The organism is Pedobacter sp. GW821-FHT01D05, from assembly GCF_059422505.1.
On sequence record NZ_JBWKXA010000003.1, the window covers coordinates 471,581 to 493,038 of the forward strand.

The 21,458-nt window shown below is 39.0% G+C and carries 15 protein-coding genes; 13 read left to right on the forward strand and 2 right to left on the reverse strand.

The features are described 5' to 3' along the window. Positions 1–63: 63 nt before the first annotated feature. Entirely contained in the window at positions 64–414 is a 351-nt protein-coding gene (locus AC07VK_RS14235) for a DUF6717 family protein (protein WP_492952731.1), read from the forward strand. Positions 415–601: 187 nt separating this feature from the next. On the opposite strand, the gene AC07VK_RS14240 is transcribed toward AC07VK_RS14235, so the two are convergent. Further along, on the reverse strand, positions 602–961 hold the full coding sequence (locus tag AC07VK_RS14240) for a response regulator (protein ID WP_492961246.1): 360 nt from the start codon (positions 959–961) through the stop codon (positions 602–604). A 292-nt stretch (positions 962–1,253) separates the two neighbouring features. Between AC07VK_RS14240 and AC07VK_RS14245 the strand changes: the two genes are divergently transcribed. The 11 genes from AC07VK_RS14245 to AC07VK_RS14295 all read left to right on the forward strand — a co-directional run bounded on the left by AC07VK_RS14245 (position 1,254) and on the right by AC07VK_RS14295 (position 19,635). Next, positions 1,254–2,267: a LacI family DNA-binding transcriptional regulator gene (locus tag AC07VK_RS14245; RefSeq protein ID WP_492961248.1), complete on the forward strand. Its 1,014-nt coding sequence runs from the start codon at positions 1,254–1,256 to the stop codon at positions 2,265–2,267. Positions 2,268–2,700: 433 nt separating this feature from the next. Then, complete coding sequence (locus tag AC07VK_RS14250; protein WP_492952733.1) at positions 2,701–5,673, forward strand: SusC/RagA family TonB-linked outer membrane protein; 2,973 nt, start codon at positions 2,701–2,703, stop codon at positions 5,671–5,673. 14 nt (positions 5,674–5,687) lie between these two features. Further along, positions 5,688–7,292: a RagB/SusD family nutrient uptake outer membrane protein gene (locus AC07VK_RS14255; protein WP_492961250.1), complete on the forward strand. Its 1,605-nt coding sequence runs from the start codon at positions 5,688–5,690 to the stop codon at positions 7,290–7,292. 12 nt (positions 7,293–7,304) lie between these two features. Continuing rightward, complete coding sequence (locus AC07VK_RS14260; RefSeq protein WP_492961252.1) at positions 7,305–8,303, forward strand: SusE domain-containing protein; 999 nt, start codon at positions 7,305–7,307, stop codon at positions 8,301–8,303. A 73-nt stretch (positions 8,304–8,376) separates the two neighbouring features. Beyond that, the gene (locus AC07VK_RS14265) at positions 8,377–10,311 is read left to right on the forward strand and encodes a glycoside hydrolase family 13 protein (protein WP_492961254.1); all 1,935 of its coding nucleotides are present in this window, start codon (positions 8,377–8,379) and stop codon (positions 10,309–10,311) included. 37 nt (positions 10,312–10,348) lie between these two features. Further along, a complete protein-coding gene (gene pgmB / locus AC07VK_RS14270; RefSeq protein ID WP_492961256.1) occupies positions 10,349–11,044 on the forward strand; it encodes a beta-phosphoglucomutase in 696 nt (231 codons plus the stop codon). Positions 11,045–11,144: 100 nt separating this feature from the next. Then, a complete protein-coding gene (locus tag AC07VK_RS14275) occupies positions 11,145–13,463 on the forward strand; it encodes a glycoside hydrolase family 65 protein (protein ID WP_492961258.1) in 2,319 nt (772 codons plus the stop codon). A gap of 206 nt (positions 13,464–13,669) precedes the next feature. Next, complete coding sequence (locus tag AC07VK_RS14280; RefSeq protein ID WP_492961260.1) at positions 13,670–15,352, forward strand: alpha-amylase family protein; 1,683 nt, start codon at positions 13,670–13,672, stop codon at positions 15,350–15,352. A gap of 128 nt (positions 15,353–15,480) precedes the next feature. Then, positions 15,481–16,857 carry an MFS transporter gene (locus AC07VK_RS14285; protein WP_492961262.1) on the forward strand — a complete coding sequence of 459 codons (1,377 nt, stop codon included), beginning with the start codon at positions 15,481–15,483 and terminating at the stop codon, positions 16,855–16,857. A gap of 143 nt (positions 16,858–17,000) precedes the next feature. Beyond that, on the forward strand, positions 17,001–18,935 hold the full coding sequence (locus AC07VK_RS14290; RefSeq protein ID WP_494939804.1) for an alpha-amylase family glycosyl hydrolase: 1,935 nt from the start codon (positions 17,001–17,003) through the stop codon (positions 18,933–18,935). A gap of 145 nt (positions 18,936–19,080) precedes the next feature. After that, complete coding sequence (locus AC07VK_RS14295; RefSeq protein ID WP_492952742.1) at positions 19,081–19,635, forward strand: RNA polymerase sigma factor; 555 nt, start codon at positions 19,081–19,083, stop codon at positions 19,633–19,635. Between the two features lie 180 nt (positions 19,636–19,815). Here AC07VK_RS14295 and AC07VK_RS14300 read toward each other — a convergent pair whose 3' ends face one another. Next, positions 19,816–20,031, reverse strand: a complete 216-nt coding sequence (locus AC07VK_RS14300; RefSeq protein WP_492961266.1) for a hypothetical protein — start codon at positions 20,029–20,031, stop codon at positions 19,816–19,818. A gap of 183 nt (positions 20,032–20,214) precedes the next feature. Between AC07VK_RS14300 and AC07VK_RS14305 the strand changes: the two genes are divergently transcribed. Then, on the forward strand, positions 20,215–21,282 hold the full coding sequence (locus AC07VK_RS14305) for a FecR family protein (protein ID WP_492961268.1): 1,068 nt from the start codon (positions 20,215–20,217) through the stop codon (positions 21,280–21,282). Positions 21,283–21,458 lie beyond the last annotated feature (176 nt).

A 21,458-nucleotide genomic window follows, 5' to 3' on the forward strand; every position in this document is an offset into this window, starting at 1 on the left:
AATGATCTAAATTTCGTGATTTTTATCAGGATTATTGATCAAGTTTTTTTTTCTTTACAAAATATGGAGAGAGCAATTCGTTTTTATAAAAATGCAAAGCACGAATGGTATGCCGATATACCCGAATGGGGCGGTGATATAGCCGATTTACAGATGGTAGAAGGTGCTGATGAACTATTAAACTGGATTGCCGCCGAAAATGAATGCAAATTATTGATGGCCGATGCACCTATTGAAAATGCCGAAATTTTAGATCTTGTTTATGTTCGGGAAGAGAATTTGGGGGGTGGTGGCGACTATCTGTTAGAAAAATTTAGAGGAGAATTTAAGAACCATAAACTTTGGCTTTGCCATGTAACGGAGTTTGTTTTTAAGCAATTGCCTGAACGGATTTATTTTAAGGAGATTAGTTAACCGAAAGTTTGACCATTAAGATTCTATTATATAGCCCTCCCTTACGTTCGTCATCCTGAACTTGTTTCAGGATCTATTTAACTGAAATTATTTTAATATTGATTTATCATTATTAATTAGCCAAGCGGGATCATCGTGCAAAAGACCCTGAAATAAATTCAGGGTGACGGTTCTTGGTAGTATCAATCTAATCCAACAATACCTCTACTTTATTCAGTAACGAATCCATCTCAAACGGTTTTTCCATAAAATCATTGGCCCCGGCATCGAGCGCAGATTGCCTGATGTCTCTACTGGCTGAGATCATTAAAATAGGAATTTCCTTAAATTGAGGATCGTTTTTAAGCTGTTTGCAGATATCCCTGCCATCGTGCCCACTCATCCAGATATCGAGCATAATCAGATCTGGCTTATTCTTTACCGCATCTATTACTGCCCCACCATCATATGTAAATTCAACTTCATAACCCATCACCTCCAAAATCATCGTCACGGCATCAACAATTCCTTCATCATCATCGGCAATGAGTATTTTCTTATTTCCCATTTTGTAATTTTATTTCATATGGTTTTGTTTTGCAACCGGTATAATGAGATGATTAATCGCGTATAATTATTAAAGCGGTAAAGATGCTTTTTGTTTTAAAAAAAATGAATATTTATTTAAACAATTTTACCATTGGCCAATCAAAGGTTTTTGAGGCTGAATTTCATAAGCGGTTATCTGATGATATGAATTGAACACGAAATGTATAATTTTAAAGCTTATAAAATATTTCGGATATTTAAAGTTTATATTTACAGCGTTAATTCAAATTAATTGGGTTCAATGGCCAAAAATGGATAGTATTAATATTAAGAAGTTAGCAGAAGCTTTAAATTTATCTACTTCTACAATTTCGAGGGCTTTTAGGGATAATAGCGACATTAATGGGGCTACCAAAGCGCGTATATTAGCCAAAGCAAAAGAATTAAACTATCAGCCCAACCATTACGCCAGTAATTTAAGGGAGCAAAAAAGTAAAACCATTGCCGTTATTGTACCCGAACTGGCCAATAATTATTTCTCACAGGCCATTCACGGTATTGAACGCGTAGCAAGAGAAAATGGCTACCATATTTTGATTTACGTAACGGATGATGATTATAAAAAAGAAGTAACTTTTATCCGCCATTTGCACAATGGCAGGGCCGACGGCATTGTAATGTCGGTTTCTGGAGAAGCCAACGATCATAATTACCTCAATAAATTTGGCAGTAAGCGGCTGCCTTTGGTGTTTTTCGATCGGATTTACGAAGATATTGATACCCCTAGGGTAATTACAAACGATTATAACAGCAGCTTTCTGGCAACTGAGCATTTGATAGAGCAGGGCTGTAGTAGAATTGCCTACCTGGTGGTAAATAAAAGTTTATCGATAGGTAAAACACGTATGCAGGGCTATCTTGATGCATTAGCCAAACACCAGATTCCTTTCGAAGAAAACCTGATTGTGGATTGCAGCAACAGTTACGAAGAAAATAGCATTATCATTAAACAGGCTTTAACACAGTTAAAACCCGATGGTGTGTTTACCTCGGTTGAACGTTTGGCTTTTGCCACCTACTATGCCTGTTACGATCTCAATATCAATATTCCTAAAGATTTAAAAGTGATCAGTTTCTCCAGCCTGGAAATTGCTCCTTTATTAAATCCCTCACTTACTACCATCACTCAACCTGCTACCGAAATTGGAGAGGAAGCGGCTAAATTATTGTTTACTATTTTAGATGGTCATGCCGATAAAAACCTGCCAAATGAGGTGGTTTTAGAGTCTAAAATTATCAAGCGGAATTCGACTGTAAACGGGTAAAAAATGGTCCAAAAAATGGCTTCGTTTTTAGCCTGAAATTTTCAAAAAATTTCTTCACTTAGTGTAAAATACGCAGAATTCTGACCGATTTTCGGGAACGTTCCCGAAAGATGACTAAATTTTGATCTAATTTTTTCGGGAACGTTCCCGAAAAAAGCTTAAAAAATGACTTAGTGTAATAATTACACTTTAAATTGAAATTTAACATTTATAATTTATTGATTATCAAATAATTAAAAATTTAATAATTCTTTAATGAAGATTTTTAATGGTAGAGAAAAGCTAATTTTTACATTGATTTTCTTGTTGATATTTTGGCCCGAAATATATTTTTTAAATAAATTTTGAAATATCATTAACAGCTGTAAATTAGGCCTATGTGTAAATCACTATAATATTTAACCAAATTTTTATACTTAAACGAGCTTCAAATATGAGAGTATTTTACCTGTTAAAACAGGGGCTTTTGGTGCTGTTAGTTTTTTCAGCATTAATGGTAAAAGCACAAACCGGATCGGTATCTGGTAAAGTGCTTGATGAAACCGGACTGCCATTACCTGGCGCTTCTGTAGTTGTAAAAGGAACAACAAGAAGTACATCAACCGATGCCAATGGTAATTATAAACTTGCAGGTTTATCGAATGGTTCGATAACGTTATCTGCAAGTTTTATCGGTTACCAAACCCTTGATAAAGCCGTAAGCATTTCAGCAAATGCTACTGTTAATTTTCAATTGGCACCCGATGCACAAAAACTGAATGAAGTTGTGGTAATCGGTTATGGTACTGCAGAAAAGAAAAACCTAACTGGATCAATCACTACAGTAAATTCGAAAGATTTTCAAAAAGGAGCGATAACAACGCCCGAACAATTAATTCAGGGTAAGATAGCAGGGGTAAACATTATCTCCAATAGCGGTCAACCCGGAGTAGGTAGCCAAATCCGTATCCGTGGCGGGGCATCACTAAATGCCAGTAACGATCCATTGGTTGTAATTGATGGAGTGCCATTTAGCGGTAATACCATCGATAATGCGCCAAGCCCGTTATCGCTGATCAATCCGAATGATATAGAAACTTTTACCGTACTGAAAGATGCTAACGCAACGGCAATTTATGGTTCAAGAGCATCGAACGGGGTAATTTTAATTACCACTAAAAAAGGTGGTTCTGGTGCGCCTGTAATAAACTTTAGTACTAATAACGCTATTGCAACAGTTGCCAGAAAAGTAGATGTACTTTCTGCCGATCAGGTTCGCGCATATGTTAATGCAAACGGCAACGCTACACAAAAAGCTTTGCTGGGAACGGCAAATACAGACTGGCAGGATGCTATTTATCAGAATGCTTTTACTTCTGATAATAACCTGAGTATTGCAGGTTCATTTAAAGGTGTGCCTTACCGTGTTTCTGCAGGTTATTTAGATCAGGATGGTTTATTGATTACCGATAAATTAAAACGTGGAACAGGTTCAATTACCTTGTCGCCAAGATTGTTTAAAGATCATTTAAAGATCGACTTAAATTTAAAGGGATCGCTAACCGACTCACATTTTGCAAATGCTGGGGCAATTAATTCAGCTATTCAGTTCGACCCTACCCAGCCAATTAATGCTAACAATAAATACGGTAACTATTTCGAATGGACACAAGGTACGGGAAGTGCAATGGTTCCAAACCCGAATGCACCACGTAACCCGGTTGCATTAATTAGGTTACAGGATAATAACGGTAATGCCGCACGCAGTGTGGGTAATGCTAAATTCGATTACTCTTTCCACTTTTTACCCGAGTTACATGCAAACTTAAACCTCGGTTACGATGTATCTAAAGGTTATGGAAACATCACTGTGCCAACTTATGCGGCTCAGGCTGCAGCAACAAATGGCTCATTTTCGAGGGCTTTAAAAACAGAATCAGATAAGTTTTCTGAATTCTATTTAAACTATGCACATACGGTAGAAAGCATTAAAAGTAGATTTGATGTAACTGCCGGTTATGGTTATTACGATATCGCGACCACTGGTTATAATTTTACCAATTATACCGGTTTAGGTGCGCCAATCGTTACACCGGTTTTCCCATTTTCGGTAGAACGTAATAAAATGCTTTCTTACTACGGAAGATTTAACTATACACTTGCTGAAAAATATATCCTGTCGGCCACGATGCGTGCCGATGCTTCTTCAAAATTTGCAGAAAACAACCGTTGGGGATATTTCCCTTCAGTAGGTTTTACCTGGAGAATTATCGGAGAAAATTTCCTTAAGGATAGCAAAGTGCTTTCTGACCTGAAATTGAGATTAAGTTATGGCGAAACAGGTAATAAGGATGGTGGCGATATTGGTAACTACAATTACATCGCTAAATACTACGCCAACAGCAATACAGGTCAATATCAGATTGGTAATACTTTTTATAATTATTATGCCCCAGCGGGATACGATCCTGATTTGAGATGGGAAACCACCACCACTTATAATGCTGGTTTAGATTATGGGTTTTTAGGCGGCAGGTTATATGGTAGCATTGATGTGTATTATAAAAAAACCTCTGATTTATTAAGTAAGATTACCATTCCGGTAGGAACAAACTTTAGCAATGAATTAGTTACCAACGTAGGTAATATGGATGTTAAAGGTGCAGAAGTAAGCTTAAATTTTACAGCCATTAAAACTGAAAATACCACTTGGGACTTTGGTGTAAACGCATCTTATAACAAAAGAAAGGTAACTAACTTAACCTTAAACCCGAACTCTGGATTTAAAATTGATGCCGGCGATATCTCAGGAGGAACCGGAATCCACTTAAAATACAATGCGGTTAATCAGATTCCTCAATCGTATTTTGTATACAAACAGGTTTATGATGCAAGCGGCAAACCACTTGAAGGTGTTTACCAGGATTTAAATGGTGATGGTGCCATTACTACTGATGATCAGTATTTCTATAAATCGCCAGATCCTCAATTTACTTTTGGTTTCAATACCTCGTTTACCTACAAAAAATGGAGTGTTAATACAGTTTTGAGAGCCAGTTTAGGTAATTACGTTTATGATAACGTGAGCTCGAACTTTGGCATAAAATCAAACCTGTTAAGTTCAGTAGGCATCCTTAATAATGCCGGCAGCGATATATTGAATACTGGTTTTACCAATACGCAGTACCTGAGCGATTACTACATCAAGAATGCATCTTTTCTGAAAATGGATAATTTAGGTTTGGCCTATAATATTGGCAAACTATCTAAAGATGGAACGGCAACGATGAGAATTTCGGCAAACTGCCAAAATGTTTTCGTTGTAACGAAATACAAAGGTCTTGATCCAGAATTGGCTACAGGTATCGATTATAACCTGTATCCACGACCAAGAACATACACGCTAGGTTTAAACGTTGGTTTTTAATAGAAGAAAATAAAATGAAAAGCTCATTTAAAATAATATTGGCATCAGCGGTTTTAGTGCTATCATTAAACGCATGCAAAAAAGAAGCATTAAATCTAACACCAACCAATGATGTAACGGCGGATATTGCTTACGCTACGCCTGCAGGTTACAAACAACAGCTGGTTAGGTTATATGCAAATTATGGATTAACAAGTCCATCGGGTTCAGATAACAGTGATGTTGGGGGCTTAAACTCAGGTTTCGCAGATTTTTTAAGGTTGTTTTGGACCTCACAAGAATTGGTGACAGATGAGGCGGTATGTAATTGGGGCGATACAGGTATACCTGAATTAGACAATGCTACCTGGTCTACCGATAACCAGTTTTTAAGAGGTTTATACTCACGTAGTATCTCGCAGATTACCCTGGTTAACGATTATTTACGTCAAAGCACTGCCGATAAACTGGCCTCACGTAATATTACCGGCGCTGATGCAACAAGTGTTGCGCGTTACCGTGCTGAGGCCCGTTTCTTACGTGCCTATCAGTATTGGGTATTGTTAGATGCATTTGGAAATCCGCCATTTGTAACTGAAGCTGACGAAATTGGAAAGGTTAACCCTAAACAGATTCAGCGTGCAGCATTGTTTACTTATGTAGAATCAGAGTTGAAAGCGATAGAAAGCGACCTGGCCGAACCTCGTTCCAACGAGTATGGCCGTGCAGATAAAGGCGCAGATTGGGCATTATTGGCCAGGTTATATTTAAATGCTCAGGTTTATACCGGTACTGCAAAATATACAGAAGCAATTACCTATTCGAGCAAAGTTATAGCAGCCAGTTATAGTTTAAATCCGAGTTACGCCAATCTATTTAAAGCCGATAACAATATTGGAAACACCGAAAATATATTGACCATTAATTATGATGGTGTTAACGGAACCAATTACGGAGGTACCACTTTCTTGATCAACGCAGCAGTTTATGCATCGGCCGATGCTGCAGGTATGGTGGCAGGTGACTATGGTGTGCCAAATGGTGGTTGGGCAGGTAACCGTACCCGTCAGAATTTGCCAGCCTTATTTCCAAACACTACTGGATCAATTGATAAACGCGGTGTTTTTGTTGGACCGAAAGCAACAATAGATGCCATTTCAGATCCTAATGATGGTTTAAAGGTTACCAAGTTTAGAAATGTAACATCAGGCGGTACAACTCCTGCATCATTAAACGGAACATTCAGTTCTTTAGATTTTGCCCTTTTCCGCTTGGCAGAACAATATCTTATTTATGGAGAAGCTTTGGCAAGAGGCGGTTCGGGTGGTAATGTAACAGATGCTTTAACTTACGTAAATAGATTACGTCAAAGAGCCTATGGCAATACAAGCGGTAATGTTAGCGCAGCAGCTTTAACAACAGACTTTTATTTAGATGAAAGAGGTCGCGAGTTGTATTGGGAAGGTCACCGTCGTACCGATTTAATCCGTTATGGCAAATTTGCCGGAGCTACTTATTTATGGCCATTTAAAGGAGGCGTAAAGGCCGGCACGAGTTTACCTGCTTACCGAAATCTATATCCGATTCCAAATGCTGATTTAATCGCAAATCCGAATCTGGTTCAAAACACTGGTTATTAATCTTCATAGCATATGAAATCAATATTATTTAAATCCTTAGCGGTATGCTGTTTAGCCCTATCGCTTTGGTCTTGCAAAAAAGACGAAACGCAAACGGTTTCGAATGTAAGCCCTGCAGGTACACTTACCGCCTCAGCAACCAGCTTAAGCTTAGTACAGGCAAACGGCACAAAGCCTGCATTAACCTTAACATTTCCTGCATCAACGGTTACAGGCTACACTGTACCGGTAACGTCAACCATTCAGTTTGATATTAAAGGAAAAAACTTTACCTCACCTAAAGAGTATGTAATCAGTACAACTTCATATTCGCCGACGGTAAACGACTTTAATACGATGTTGTTAGCCCTTGGTGCAACCATCGGTACACCAGCACAGGTAGAAGTGAGGTTGAAATCAGGCGCTGCAGCAAATGCAATGACCTATTCAAATGTAATTACTTTAAACGCTACTCCTTATTTAGCATCAGCATGGATTTATGTTCCTGGTAATTATCAGGGCTGGAACCCGGCAACAGCTGATAGTTTGGTATCTTTAACCAGTAACGGCGTTTATACGGGAATCATCAAGTTTGACGGTAGTCCATTCAAAATTACTCCAGCAAAAAAATGGGATGTGGCTTATGGTGATGCAGGTGGTGGTACTATTAGTACTTCTGGTGGCGATATCAGTTCAATATCGGCAGAGTTTAAACTACTGACTGTTGATTTGAATAAGAAAACTTATACCATTGCAAAGGCAGATTATTGGTCTGTTATTGGTAATGCAATTCCTGGCAGCAACTGGGCGGTAGATACCGACTTAAAATTTATTAACGATGGAAAAGGTACCTGGCAAGCTAAAATCGCTTTAACCACCGGTGCTTTTAAATTCAGATTAAACCACGATTGGACAACCAGTATTGGCAACAATGGTGCTGATATCATGGTAACAGAGGCCGGAACCTACACCCTAACCTTAACGGTTAATGCTGATGGTAAAACCGGATCGTACACCATGGTTAAAAATTAATCATTAACTAAACTATTCCTGCAGAGATCGTTTGATCTCTGCAGGATTTTTAAAATCATTAAAAAGTTTTAGCATGATAAAATCGCTTACCTCAGCTACCTTTTCTTACGTTATTCCTTCTCCTTTTAATGCTCAAACTAAAATCCACGCAAATGTGCCGGGATTAAAAAAAACATTCATTTTCCTGGTTTTACTGTTTAGCAGTATCAATCTCTTCGCTCAAAAGCTGGAGCGCGTAGAGCCCATGTTCTGGTACGCGGGGATGCATAATCCTAAATTACAGTTACTGGTACATGGCGAAAACATTGCCCATACCACAGTGGCCTTAACTTATCCAGGCGTTAAGCTGGTCAAAGTAAATAAGGTAGAAAACCCAAATTATCTATTTCTCGATTTAACAATTGCCGCTACCGTAAAATCGGGTAGTTTTCCAATCAATTTTTCTGTAAACGGCAAAAAGATATTCAGTTACACTTACGAATTAAAAAACCGTGATAAAAGTGCCGGCAGGATTCAAGGGGTAACCAACAAAGATTTTATTTACCTGCTCATGCCCGATCGTTTTTCGAACGGCGATAAAAGTAACGATGTTGTTCAGGGTTTAACCGAAACTGCATTAAACCGCGATAGTATGTACTACCGTCATGGTGGCGATATTCAGGGCGTAATTAATCACCTCGATTACCTGAATGATTTGGGTGTAACTACAGTTTGGATGACGCCAGAGGTAGAAAACGATATGCCACAGGCTTCTTACCATGGCTATGCGGTAACCGATCATTATAAAATAGATCCACGTTATGGCACAAATGCACTTTACAAAAAGTATGTAGAGATTGCCCATGCCAAAGGATTAAAAGTGATTAAAGATATTGTACACAACCACATTGGCACACAACACTGGTTTTATAAAGATTTACCGATGAAAAGCTGGTTAAACCAATGGCCAAAATACACGCAAACGAGTTACAGAGATCAGACCGTGATGGATGTACACGCCTCTGCGGCAGATCGCAAACAAATGTTAGATGGTTGGTTCGTACCTTCAATGCCCGATTTAAACCAGACTAATCCATATGTACAAAACTACCTGACCCAAAACCACATCTGGTGGATTGAATATGCGGGCATTGATGGTTTACGTTTGGATACTTACGGATATAACGACCCTGTTTATATGGCCGATTGGGCTGTAAAAGTTCAGGCGGAATTCCCGCATTTATCTGTTTTTGGCGAAACACTGGTAACCGCAGTGGCCAATCAGGCCTTTTTTACGGGTGGCAATACGGTGAACCGCGGTTTCGATACCCATTTGCAAGGGATTACCGACGCCACTTTAAAGGATGCGATTTACGAAGGAATAAATGGCAAAAACGGTTGGGTAGACGGAATTAACCGTTTATATGCCACCTTAGCGCACGATTTTCTCTATAAAAACCCAAATACCAACTGCATTTTTTTAGATAATCACGATATGAGCCGTTTCTATTCGATGGTTGGCGAAGATTTCGATAAATACAAAATGGGAATGAGCATTCTCTTAACCATGCGGGGTATTCCTGAAATGTATTATGGAACAGAAATTTTAATGAAAAATTTTTCCAATCCCGATGGACTGATCCGTTCTGATTTTCCAGGTGGATGGGAAGGTGATAAAAAAGACAAATTTATTGCCGATGGCCGTACGGGCAAAGAAAATGAAGCTTTCAATTTTGTTAAAACATTAGCCAATTTCCGTAAAAACAGCGCAGCATTACAAACCGGTAAATTGATGCAGTTTGTACCGCAAGATGATATTTATGTTTATTTCCGCTACAATGTAGAACCAAAAGGAACAGTAATGGTTATTGTAAATAATACAGAGAAAGAAAAAACATTAAATACCGATCGTTTTGCCGAAAGAACAAAAGGGATTACAACCGCTAAAAATGTAATCACCGGCGAAAACATCGATTTTAAAAGCATTAAAGTGCCCGCTAAAACAACGTTGGTATTAGCGTTAAATTAATTCCCGTCGACTTCAGTCGACGGCTAGAGATAAAAATATGCAAGACAATCATACAGAACCTTCTACCTTCAACCTTACGCCTTCCACCTCAATAAAAGCCTGTCTCTTCGATTTAGATGGCGTACTTGTAGATACAGCAGTTTACCATTACAAAGCCTGGAAACGTTTAGCCAATACAATGGGTTTCGATTTTACAGAAGAGCAGAACGAACAGTTGAAAGGTGTTAGCCGCGTAGAAAGTTTGAATAAGATTTTGGCCTGGGGTGGAGTAGATAAAACCGATGCCGAAAAAGAAGAACTCGCTAGTTTGAAAAACAGCTGGTATGTAGATATGATTACTAAAATGACACCCGCCGAGGTTTTGCCCGGAACGGTTGATTTCTTAACGGCGATTCACAAAGCCGGTTACAAATTGGCCTTGGGCTCGGCAAGTAAAAACTCAGGAATTATTTTAGAGAAAACAGACCTTGCCCATTTTTTCGATGAAATAGTTGATGGAAACATGGTCACCAAATCAAAACCAGATCCTGAAGTATTTTTAAAAGGAGCCGAACTCTTAGGCTTCGCACCTGATGAATGTGTGGTTTTTGAAGATGCTGTTGCTGGTGTAGAAGCGGCAAAAAGAGGCGGAATGAAAGCCATTGGTATCGGCGAAAAAAAAGTGCTTAGCCAGGCAGATGTGGTAGTAAGCGGATTAGACAAATTAACAGTTAAAGACCTAGAAGAATTGTAAAGGAGTAGCAAGTATTAAGTAGTAAGTATCCAGTAGTAAATTTATCTTGATACCCGATTCTAATTACTTGATACTAGTTACTCGCTACTTGATACTAAATATGAAAAATTACATTAAAGCAGATGAGTGGAATATTATCGAAGAAGGCTTTGATCCACATTTAAATAAAATTTCGGAAAGTATTTTCAGCTTGGGTAATGGCCGTATGGGCCAGCGGGCCAATTTTGAAGAAACTTATACGGGAGAAACGCTACTTGGAAATTACGTTGCCGGTGTTTATTATCCAGATAAAACCCGTGTAGGATGGTGGAAAAACGGTTATCCGGAATATTTTGCAAAAGTATTAAACGCCGCAAACTGGGTAGGTATCGAAGTAAAACTAGATGATGAAATCCTTGATCTGGCAACCGCTGAGGTGAGTGATTTTAAACGTGTGCTAAACATGCATGCGGGATATCTGGAGCGTACTTTCACGGCAAAGTTAAAAAGCGGTAAAACCGTAAAAGTTAAATCAACCCGCTTTTGCAGCATAGCTGATGATGAAGTTGGCGCCATCCGATATAGCATTACGCCATTAAATTTTGATGGTAAATTAACATTAATGCCTTTTATTGATGGTGATGTTAAAAATCAGGATAGCAACTACGACGAAAAATTCTGGGATAAAATTGCAGATGAAATTTCGGGAACAGAAGCTTATATCAAACTAAGAACAAAGAAAACAGCATTTGAAGTTTGTACAGGGAGTAATATCGAACTGTATAAAAATGCGGAGAAATTAGACATTAATCCAGAGGCTGTCAGCAAAGAGAAATTTGTTGGACAAACTTTTTCTCTTGAGGTAAAAGCAAATGAAGAGATCACTTTGGTTAAAATCGCGGCGAATTTATCTTCAGAAAATTACCCGAAAGAATCACTTTTAAAAGAAACAAAATCGGTAATTTCCAAAGCATCTGCTAAAGGATTCGACACTTTATTAAAAGAACAAACCGAAGCCTGGGCAAGCAAATGGGAAGAAAGCGACATTATTATAGAAGGTGATGTTTCGGCTCAACAGGCTATTCGTTTCAATATTTTTCAGCTTTTTCAAACCTATACCGGTAAGGATGACCGATTGAACATTGGTCCGAAAGGTTTTACGGGCGAAAAATATGGAGGCTCAACCTATTGGGATACTGAGGCTTATTGTGTTCCGTTTTACCTGGCAACTGCTCCGCAGGAAGTAAGTAAAAACCTGTTGGTGTATCGCCATAAACAATTGGGCAAAGCGATAGAAAACGCAGCAAAATTAGGTTTTAAAGACGGTGCAGCATTGTATCCTATGGTAACGATGAACGGAGAGGAATGCCACAACGAATGGGAAATCACCTTCGAAGAAATCCACCGCAATGGCGCCATAGCTTTTGCCATTTTTAATTACATCCGCTACACTGGTGATGAAAGCTACCTTTCTGATTTTGGTTTAGAAGTGCTGATCGGAATTGCCCGTTTCTGGAAACAACGCGTTAACTGGAGCAATGATAAACAGCAATATGTAATGCTTGGCGTAACCGGACCAAACGAATATGAGAACAATATAAACAACAACTGGTACACCAATATTTTGGCTACCTGGTGCATGAAATATGCAACCGAAGCTGCAGAAATCGTGAAAACACAACAGCCTGAAAAATACAACAGTCTGTTAAAAAGCTTAAATTTCGATCAAAAGGAATTTACCGACTGGGCAGATATTATCGAAAAGATGTATTATCCGCATGATGAAAAACTGGGTATTTTCTTACAACAGGATGGATATTTAGATAAAGAACAAACGTTGGTGAAAGATCTTCCTGCCAGCGAACGTCCAATTAATCAAAAATGGAGCTGGGACAGGATTTTACGTTCGTGTTTCATTAAACAGGCCGATGTTTTACAGGGATTGTATTTCTTTGAAGAAGATTACGACCTGGATACCTTGAAACGCAACTTCGATTTTTACGAGCCCCGTACCGTGCACGAAAGTTCATTGTCTCCTTGTGTACACAGTATTTTAGCTGCGAAATTAAACGACGAAGCACGTGCATACGAATTCTACTTGCGTACCGCCCGTTTAGACCTGGATGATTATAATAATGATACTGAAGATGGTTTGCACATCACTTCGATGGCAGGCACATGGATGAGTGTGGTAGAAGGTTTTGCGGGCATGCGTGTGCGTGATGGCAAATTGCAGTTTAATCCTTTCTTGCCGGGCAAATGGAAATCTTTTTCATTTACCATCGGCTTTAGAGGAGCCACCTTAAAGATTAATATTACCGAGAACGGTATCAGTATCAAGAACAATGCAGCCATTGATTTGGAAATCGGTATCAGAAACCAGTTTTATAAATTGGCCGGAAATGCTGAAATTGAAGTAAATAACGCAGCGCTGGTATGAGAAAGGTAGAGGGTTTGAAGGTTGAAGGTAGCGGGGTTAAACCTCAATCCTCCATAATTAGAAGAAACTTTTTAGCCCCATTTTTGTCTCCCTTGGGAGTGTCTATTCCGATTTTACATCGGAAGGGCAGGGAGAGGACCTGCATATTGTATGTTTTCTTTTTACTATTTTCATCATCATCCTTTGCACAAAAACAGCGTACAAAAATGAACGATAAGCAGATCGTTATTTATCAGTTATTGCCCCGCTTATTCGGGAATAAAAACAGCACAAATATTCCTTACGGTACCATCGAGCAAAATGGTTCAGGTAAGTTTAACGATATTACCGATAAAGCTTTAGACGGTATAAAAGAACTCAGCGTAAATTATGTTTGGTATACCGGCGCATTGGCCCATGCAAGTTTAACCGATTATGCTGCTTTCGGAATTAAACCCGATGATGCCGATGTGGTTAAGGGTAGAGCAGGCTCGCCTTATGCCATCCGCGATTATTATGATGTAGATCCAGATCTGGCTATTGATGTTAAAAACAGGATGAAGGAGTTTGAAGCACTGGTGAAAAGAACACATGCAAAAAACTTAAAGGTGCTGATCGATTTTGTGCCCAATCACGTAGCCAGAAGTTACCACTCCTATGCAAAACCAAAAAATGTAATCGATTTTGGTGCTGAGGATGACGTAGCCAAAGCTTTTAGCGCCAGCAACGATTTTTATTATAATCCTGGTCAGCCCTTTGCAGTGCCAACTGGTGGAGCAAAGCACACACCAATTTCCGTTTTACAGGATGGTAAGTTTAATGAAAACCCTGCAAAAGCTACGGGTAACAATGTATTTTCTGCCAAACCTAAATATGACGACTGGTACGAAACCATTAAGCTGAATTACGGCATAGACTATCAGAACGGCGAAAAGCAATATTTCGATCCCATTCCGCCAGTTTGGCTAAAAATGCGCGATATTTTAACTTATTGGACCAATAAAGGGGTTGATGGTTTTAGATGTGATATGGCCGAAATGGTGCCTATTGCTTTCTGGAACTGGGTAATTCCACAGGTTAAAAAAGTGAATCCTGATTTAATTTTTATCGGAGAAGCCTATAATCCAAAAGTTTACAAACAATATTTAGATGAAGGTAAATTCGATTACCTGTATGATAAAGTGGGTTTGTACGATGGACTTAAAAAACTGATCAGAAATGAACCAACTGCAGATGTAGCCGCAATTAAACACGTATGGCAGGTAGAGAGTGCTGGTTTTGGCAAACACATGTTGCGCTTTTTAGAAAACCATGATGAAGAACGCATTGCATCAGCAGGATTTGCAGGGAAAGCCGAACTCGCTTTACCTGCAATGGTTGTTTCGGCAACACTAGGTTCGGGGCCCGTAATGCTTTATTTCGGTCAGGAAGTTGGCGAACCCGGAAAAGGTCAGGAAGGATTTGGCGGCGACGACAACCGAACCACCATTTTCGATTATTGGGGTGTGCCAAACCACCAGAAATGGATGAATAATGGCGCTTTTGATGGTAAACAATTAAGTGAAAATGAGCAAAAATTACGGGTTTACTACCAGCAGTTGTTAAAAGTTACTTCAACAAGCGATGCGGTAATAAATGGTGAGATTTATGAGGTGCCCGTTACAGGGAATATGAATAAGCACATGTATGCTTTTATCCGTTACTCAGGCAAACAGCGTTTATTGGTAGTGGCCAATTTTGATCGGACAGAAACCTTAACCGCCAATATCAAAATCCCTGATCAGATTTTGAAAGTTAAACATTCATCTCCGGTTACAGATCTGTTAACAGACAGAAAATTAAATATTCCCGCAGGAACAAGTATACCTGTAACCCTTACACCCGTTAGTGCACAGGTGATTGAATTTTGAGATAAAAAATGAATTAAAATTAACCGCAAAGAACGAGAAGATTCTCGCCAAGAACACAAAGTATAATCACATAGCTTTGCGCCCTTTCCACTTAGCGCCCTTTGCGGTTAAAAACTAAACCAAATACAATGAGCTTAAAAACAGTATTCGAGAACCCGAAATTAACACTTGTACAGATCATCAACATGAGCGTCGGTTTTTTTGGGATTCAGTTCGGTTGGGACTTACAGCGTGCAAACATGGGCCGTATTTACGAAAACCTGGGTGCCAATCCCGATCAGGTTCCGTTATTGTTTTTGGCCGCGCCTTTAACCGGCTTATTGGTGCAGCCGATTATTGGTTACCTGAGCGACCGTACCTGGCACCCAAAATGGGGCAGAAGAAGACCTTATTTTATGATTGGTGCTATTGTGAGTAGCATTGCCTTAATCTTTATGCCACATAGTAGTGTGTTGTGGATGGCCGCTGGTTTGCTTTGGATTCTGGATGTTTTTGGAAACATTGCAATGGAACCTTTCCGTGCTTTTGTTACCGATAAATTACCCGATAGTCAGGTGAACCGCGGTTTCATTATGCAGAGTATGATGATTGGTTTGGGTGGAAGTGTGGCTTCGGCTTTACCGTGGATTATGAACAACGTATTCCACTTAACCAATACGGCAGAACAGGGGAGTATTCCTGAAAACGTAAAATTCTCTTTTTATATCGGCGCTTTTTTCTTCTTTGCCGCAGTATTGTGGACGGTGTTTACCACTAAAGAATACCCACCTCAGGATGTCGATTTTAAAGAAAAAGTAAAAGAAAGCAGTAAAGGTTTTGGTGGTGGTGCAAGGGAAATTTTTCGTGCCTTAAGGAATATGCCAAAAAGAATGCAAATTGTTTCGTTGGTGCAGTTTTTTACCTGGCCAGGTTTGTTTCTAATGTGGTTTTATTATACCACGGCCGTTGCCGTTAATGTTTTTGGTGGAAAAGATGCTGCCGATCCGGTTTATGCACAAGGTGCTGATTTTGGAAGTTTAACCCTTGCTTATTACAGCGTTATTACTTTTCTTTTTGCTTTGGTGCTTCCAAAAATTGCCGATGCGCTGGGCCGTAAAACCACGCATGCCCTTTGTTTAATCTGTGGAGCCATTGGTTTAATCAGCGTAGCCTGGGTGCACGATAAAAATATGCTGTATTTATGTATGACTGGTGTGGGTATTGCCTGGGCCAGTATCCTTTCTATGCCTTACGCCATGTTAAGCGGTTCTTTACCCAAAGATAAAATCGGGATTTACATGGGTATTTTTAACTTTTTTATTGTTTTGCCGGAGATTATTGCCTCGTTGGGCTTTGGTTGGTTAATGCGTAACGTATTAAATAACGATAGGCTTTTAGCCGTTCAATTGGGTGGAGGTTTAATGATTCTCGCTGCTATAATCTGTTATTTATTTATCCGTGAACCCAAAAAAACGGATGAAGTTTTAACTGCTAAGCTTGGAGTAGAAGAAAATAGATCAGTATAGATATTCCATGGTCTGTGTTCCGCAGACCATTAGATTGATGTCCGTGGTTTGTGTCCTCACAAACCATTAGCGGGGTTTTCGGTCTGTGAAGGCACAGACCGAGGAGATAAACTGTGCCTGTAAATCATAATATCCCTAACCAAATGAAAAAAATAATGTACCGTCTTGGTTCGTGTCTGCACGAAATGAAAAAAACAAAAAAGATTGTCTGCCTATCGCTATTAGTAATAACGCTTAATAGCGCCTGTAAAAAAGCATCAACAGATGGCGGCATAGAACCAACGCCAACAAATCAAACAGCAGCTTTGCCTGCCGGAGCCAGAGATGGAGTGGTATTTATCAATAACGGAACATCGGCTATTGTAACACTTTATGCACCTGGGAAAAAAACAGTTTCGCTAATTGGTGAGTTTAACGATTGGTCTACCGCTACGCTAGCCATGAAAAATACACCAGATGGGAATTACTGGTGGGTTCAGGTAGATAATTTAAACCCCAATACAGAATATACCTATCAGTTTTATGTAGATGGAAACTTAAAAGTTGCCGATCCTTATTGCGAGAAAATACTCGATCCGGATAATGATAAATACATTACTGCAGCAACGTATCCAAATTTAAAAGCTTATCCAACCGGTAAAACTACTGGCATTGTAAGTGTAACGCAGGCTAATCAGCCAACTTATACCTGGAAAAACACCAGTTTTTCCCGTCCGGCTAAAGATAACCTGGTCATTTACGAATTGCTCGTCCGCGATTTTACCACCGATCATAATTATGAATCAACATTGACCAAACTTGATTATTTAATTGGTTTGGGCATAAACGCAATTGAGTTGATGCCGGTAAACGAATTCGAAGGGAATTTAAGCTGGGGCTACAATCCATCGTTTTATTTTGCACCTGATAAATATTATGGAACTAAAACCGCGCTACAAAACTTTATTGATGAATGCCATGGACGTGGCATTGCTGTGATTATGGACATGGTGTTGAACCATTCTTTCGGTCAATCGCCCATGGTGCAATTATATTTCGATGGATCAAAACCAACAATAAATAGCCCATGGTTTAATGTTGATGCCAAACATCCATTTAATGTGGGTTATGATTTTAACCACGAAAGTTTGGCTACCAAAAAGTTCTCGAAAGATGTGATGAAATTTTGGATGCAGCAATATAAAATTGATGGTTTCCGTTTCGATCTGTCGAAAGGATTTACACAGAAAACGTCAACTGATGATGCACAGTTTAGGTTATATGATGCTGGCCGGATTGCCACCTGGAAAGATTATAATGCTTATATCAAGGGTATAGATCCTAATTTTTATGTGATTTTGGAGCACTTTGCCGAAGAATCAGAAGAAAAAGTGTTGGCTGATGATGGCATGATGCTTTGGAATAACCTAAACCACGACATGAACGAAGCCACTATGGGTTGGTTGGGTGGATCTAATTTTCAGTGGGGCTTTTATGCCAATCATGGTTTTGCCAGATCTGAGAATTTGGTTGGTTATGGCGAAAGTCACGATGAGGAAAGATTGAACTTTAAAAACATCAGCTATGGTAATGGTTCCGGTAATTATATGATTAAGGGAAATCTGGCTATCGCATTAAAAAGAGAAGAATTGGCAGCTGCATTTTTATTGAGTATCCCCGGGCCAAAAATGATCTGGCAGTTTGGAGAACTCGGGTACGATATCAGCATCGATTTTAATGGAAGAACGGGGGAAAAACCGATTAAATGGGATTATTATACCGATCCAAACCGTAAAGCCCTGTACGATGCCTATGCTAAATTGATCAGGCTGAAAAAGAACAACAGCATTTTTAATTCAACAAACTCAAGCTATAACCTTACTGGCGGAATAAAATACATCAGGTTAACCGAAGCTGCGAATACGGTTGTAGTGGTTGGGAATTTTGATGTAGTAAGCCAGACGGCCAATATCGATTTTGGTTCATCAGGAACTTGGGTGGATGCCGTTGGAAGCAGCATTAACCTCACATCAAATAGCTATAACAGAACTTTAGCGCCGGGAGAATATCACATTTTTAGCAAAACGGCTTTAAAATAATATTCAAACCTATCAGGTTTTCAAAACCTGATAGGTTTTTTAATTGATCAAAATCTCCTTAGCCTCGGTTTGTATCGCCACAAACCGAAACTTAGTAATAATCTTGTTGTTTTTAGTTAATATTGTGATAACAACTAACAATTTAATGGAGAACAAATTAGCGCATCACTTATTATGGGAACGGTTACGGGTTGGCGATAAAGATGCGTTTTTTGACCTCTATTCGGCACTTTATTACCCGCTCGTAAATTTCGGGATCAGGGTTTGTGCCGATGCCGATACTTCAAGCGAAGCTACCGATCTTGTTTTTACCACCATTTGGGAGAAACACGAAAATCTAACTCGTGTTGATAATGTTGAAGCCTATCTGCGTACCTTCCTTAAGCGAAAACTGCTCAGGATCTTAGAGAGAAAGCGCAAAATTAACGATGCGCTTTTTAATGCGGGGGCCGATGGCGATTGGATGGAAATGAGTTACGAAGAGTTTATTGTTAAGGTACAAAGCGACGAACTGGTGCAACATCAGCTCAAAAATGCTTTAGAAAAACTAACCTTCCGTCAAAAACAGCTCATCCATTTAAAATTTTTTGATGGATTAAGCTATGAGCAGATTGCCGAGCAAAGCAATCAGACCATTAAAACAGCCTATAACACCATTTACGATGCGCTTAAAATCCTAAGGAAAGAGTTTAATGCGTAGATCACGTCGTCATCTCGACCGTAGTGGAGAGATCTATGGATGAGTGGCCAATTGAATCTGATCCAGATAGGCGAACATGTTCTTATTCTGAAAACGAACATTTCTGTCGCCGTAGGTACTGTAGTCCCGTTATGCACTCCAATCTTTTTATTGCAGATAAACGTTATAGTTAAATCCTTTTTAAGCAATAAAAAGGATTTTCGTTACTACCGGGTTTAGGAATAGAAGGCCTTGTGCTCCTAATACCGGTTTTGCACCCTGCAAGCCCAAATAGTTAAACAGACTGCGCCACCTAAACCTGATAGAAGCGGGCATTGAACGCAGTGAGATAAAGCGGATAGCAGGACTATCACTCCCCATTGCTTCTGCAATTGCTTTCCCCCAAAAAACTTGCAATTATTTAAGTAATAAAAATATCTGCCCTACCCTTTAGAACCTTTGAAAATAATATTCCTGCAAATTAAATTTCTTCGTTGTATTCTCATTCAGCGCATATATTCGGTCGTGTTAAAAAAAAGTTAAAATTTCCTTAGGAAAAAATAAAGCTTTTGGGCACTGATATATAAAAGGCAAATTAGAATGGTTGATAGAAGTAAGTTCAATGCAGAAGATTTTCTTGTCGATAGTACCTTTCAGCAGTATTGCGCTGGAACCGATAAGCTTTGCATTGGATATTGGGAGAAGTACATTAATGCCCACCCCGAGCAGGCTGCAGTAATTGCAGAAGCAAAAAAACTTTATGTGATATTGAGCGGGAATAAACGCCCATTAAATAAACAGACAGAAAGTTTGATGGAAACGATGTTTCCGGAAGAAAAAGTAGTTAAACTGAACCGTTATTTATGGCTTAAAATAGCAGCAGCATTAGTTTTAGTGCTTGGCTCAGTATTGGTTTATAACACATACTTTAAGTACAACAATACAAAAAATGCTGTAGCGGAGGTTTATACTTTTACTACAAAAAGTGGTGAACGTAAAAAAATTAAACTTCAGGATGGAACATCAGTGTTGTTAAACGCAAAAAGCTCTTTATCTGTAACCAAAGGTTTTAACGATCAATTCAGGGAGGTTACCCTAACAGGTGAGGCTTTTTTTGATGTGGCTCACGATAAAAGTAGGCCTTTTAAAGTGCATACAACCGATTTTAACATCAATGTACTGGGTACTGCTTTTAATGTGAAAGCGTATCCTGATGAAACAACTTCAGAAGCAACATTAATCCGCGGCTTAATTACCATGGAAGCCGTAAATGGAAATGGTGGAACCATTACTTTAAAACCAAGTCAGAAAGTTACTTTTTACAAGACTGCTGCTCCGCAACAAAAAAGCAAGTTGCTTAAACCTACTGCCTTGCAGCCCGAAATTACCATTAACCATTACACAAAGATTAAAGACAGCACCATTGTAGAAACTGCCTGGACGCAGAACCGGATCGAAATTTACGATCAGGATTTTGATGAGATTAGGAATGTTTTAGAAAAGTGGTATAACGTAGAAATCAAATTTACAGATCCTTCAATAGAAAAATACCGCTTTACAGCAACCATAACAAACGAAAGTATTGAAGAAGTTTTACACGCTTTAAAAGCAACAGAAAATAATTTTAAATATGAGATAAAAGGAAAACAGGTAACCATCTCGAAATAGAAAGAAAAAAGGACGGTGTTGGAGCACCGCCCTTAGCAATTTCTCTTTTGATTAATTAATGGCAGTTTATGCGCAAACAGATTGCTGCCAAGAACTTTATGCAACCAAAAAAACAAAAATATGATTTATTATTACTTACTGCAAGGGCGCCCAAAATATAAAGCGCTTCTAAAATT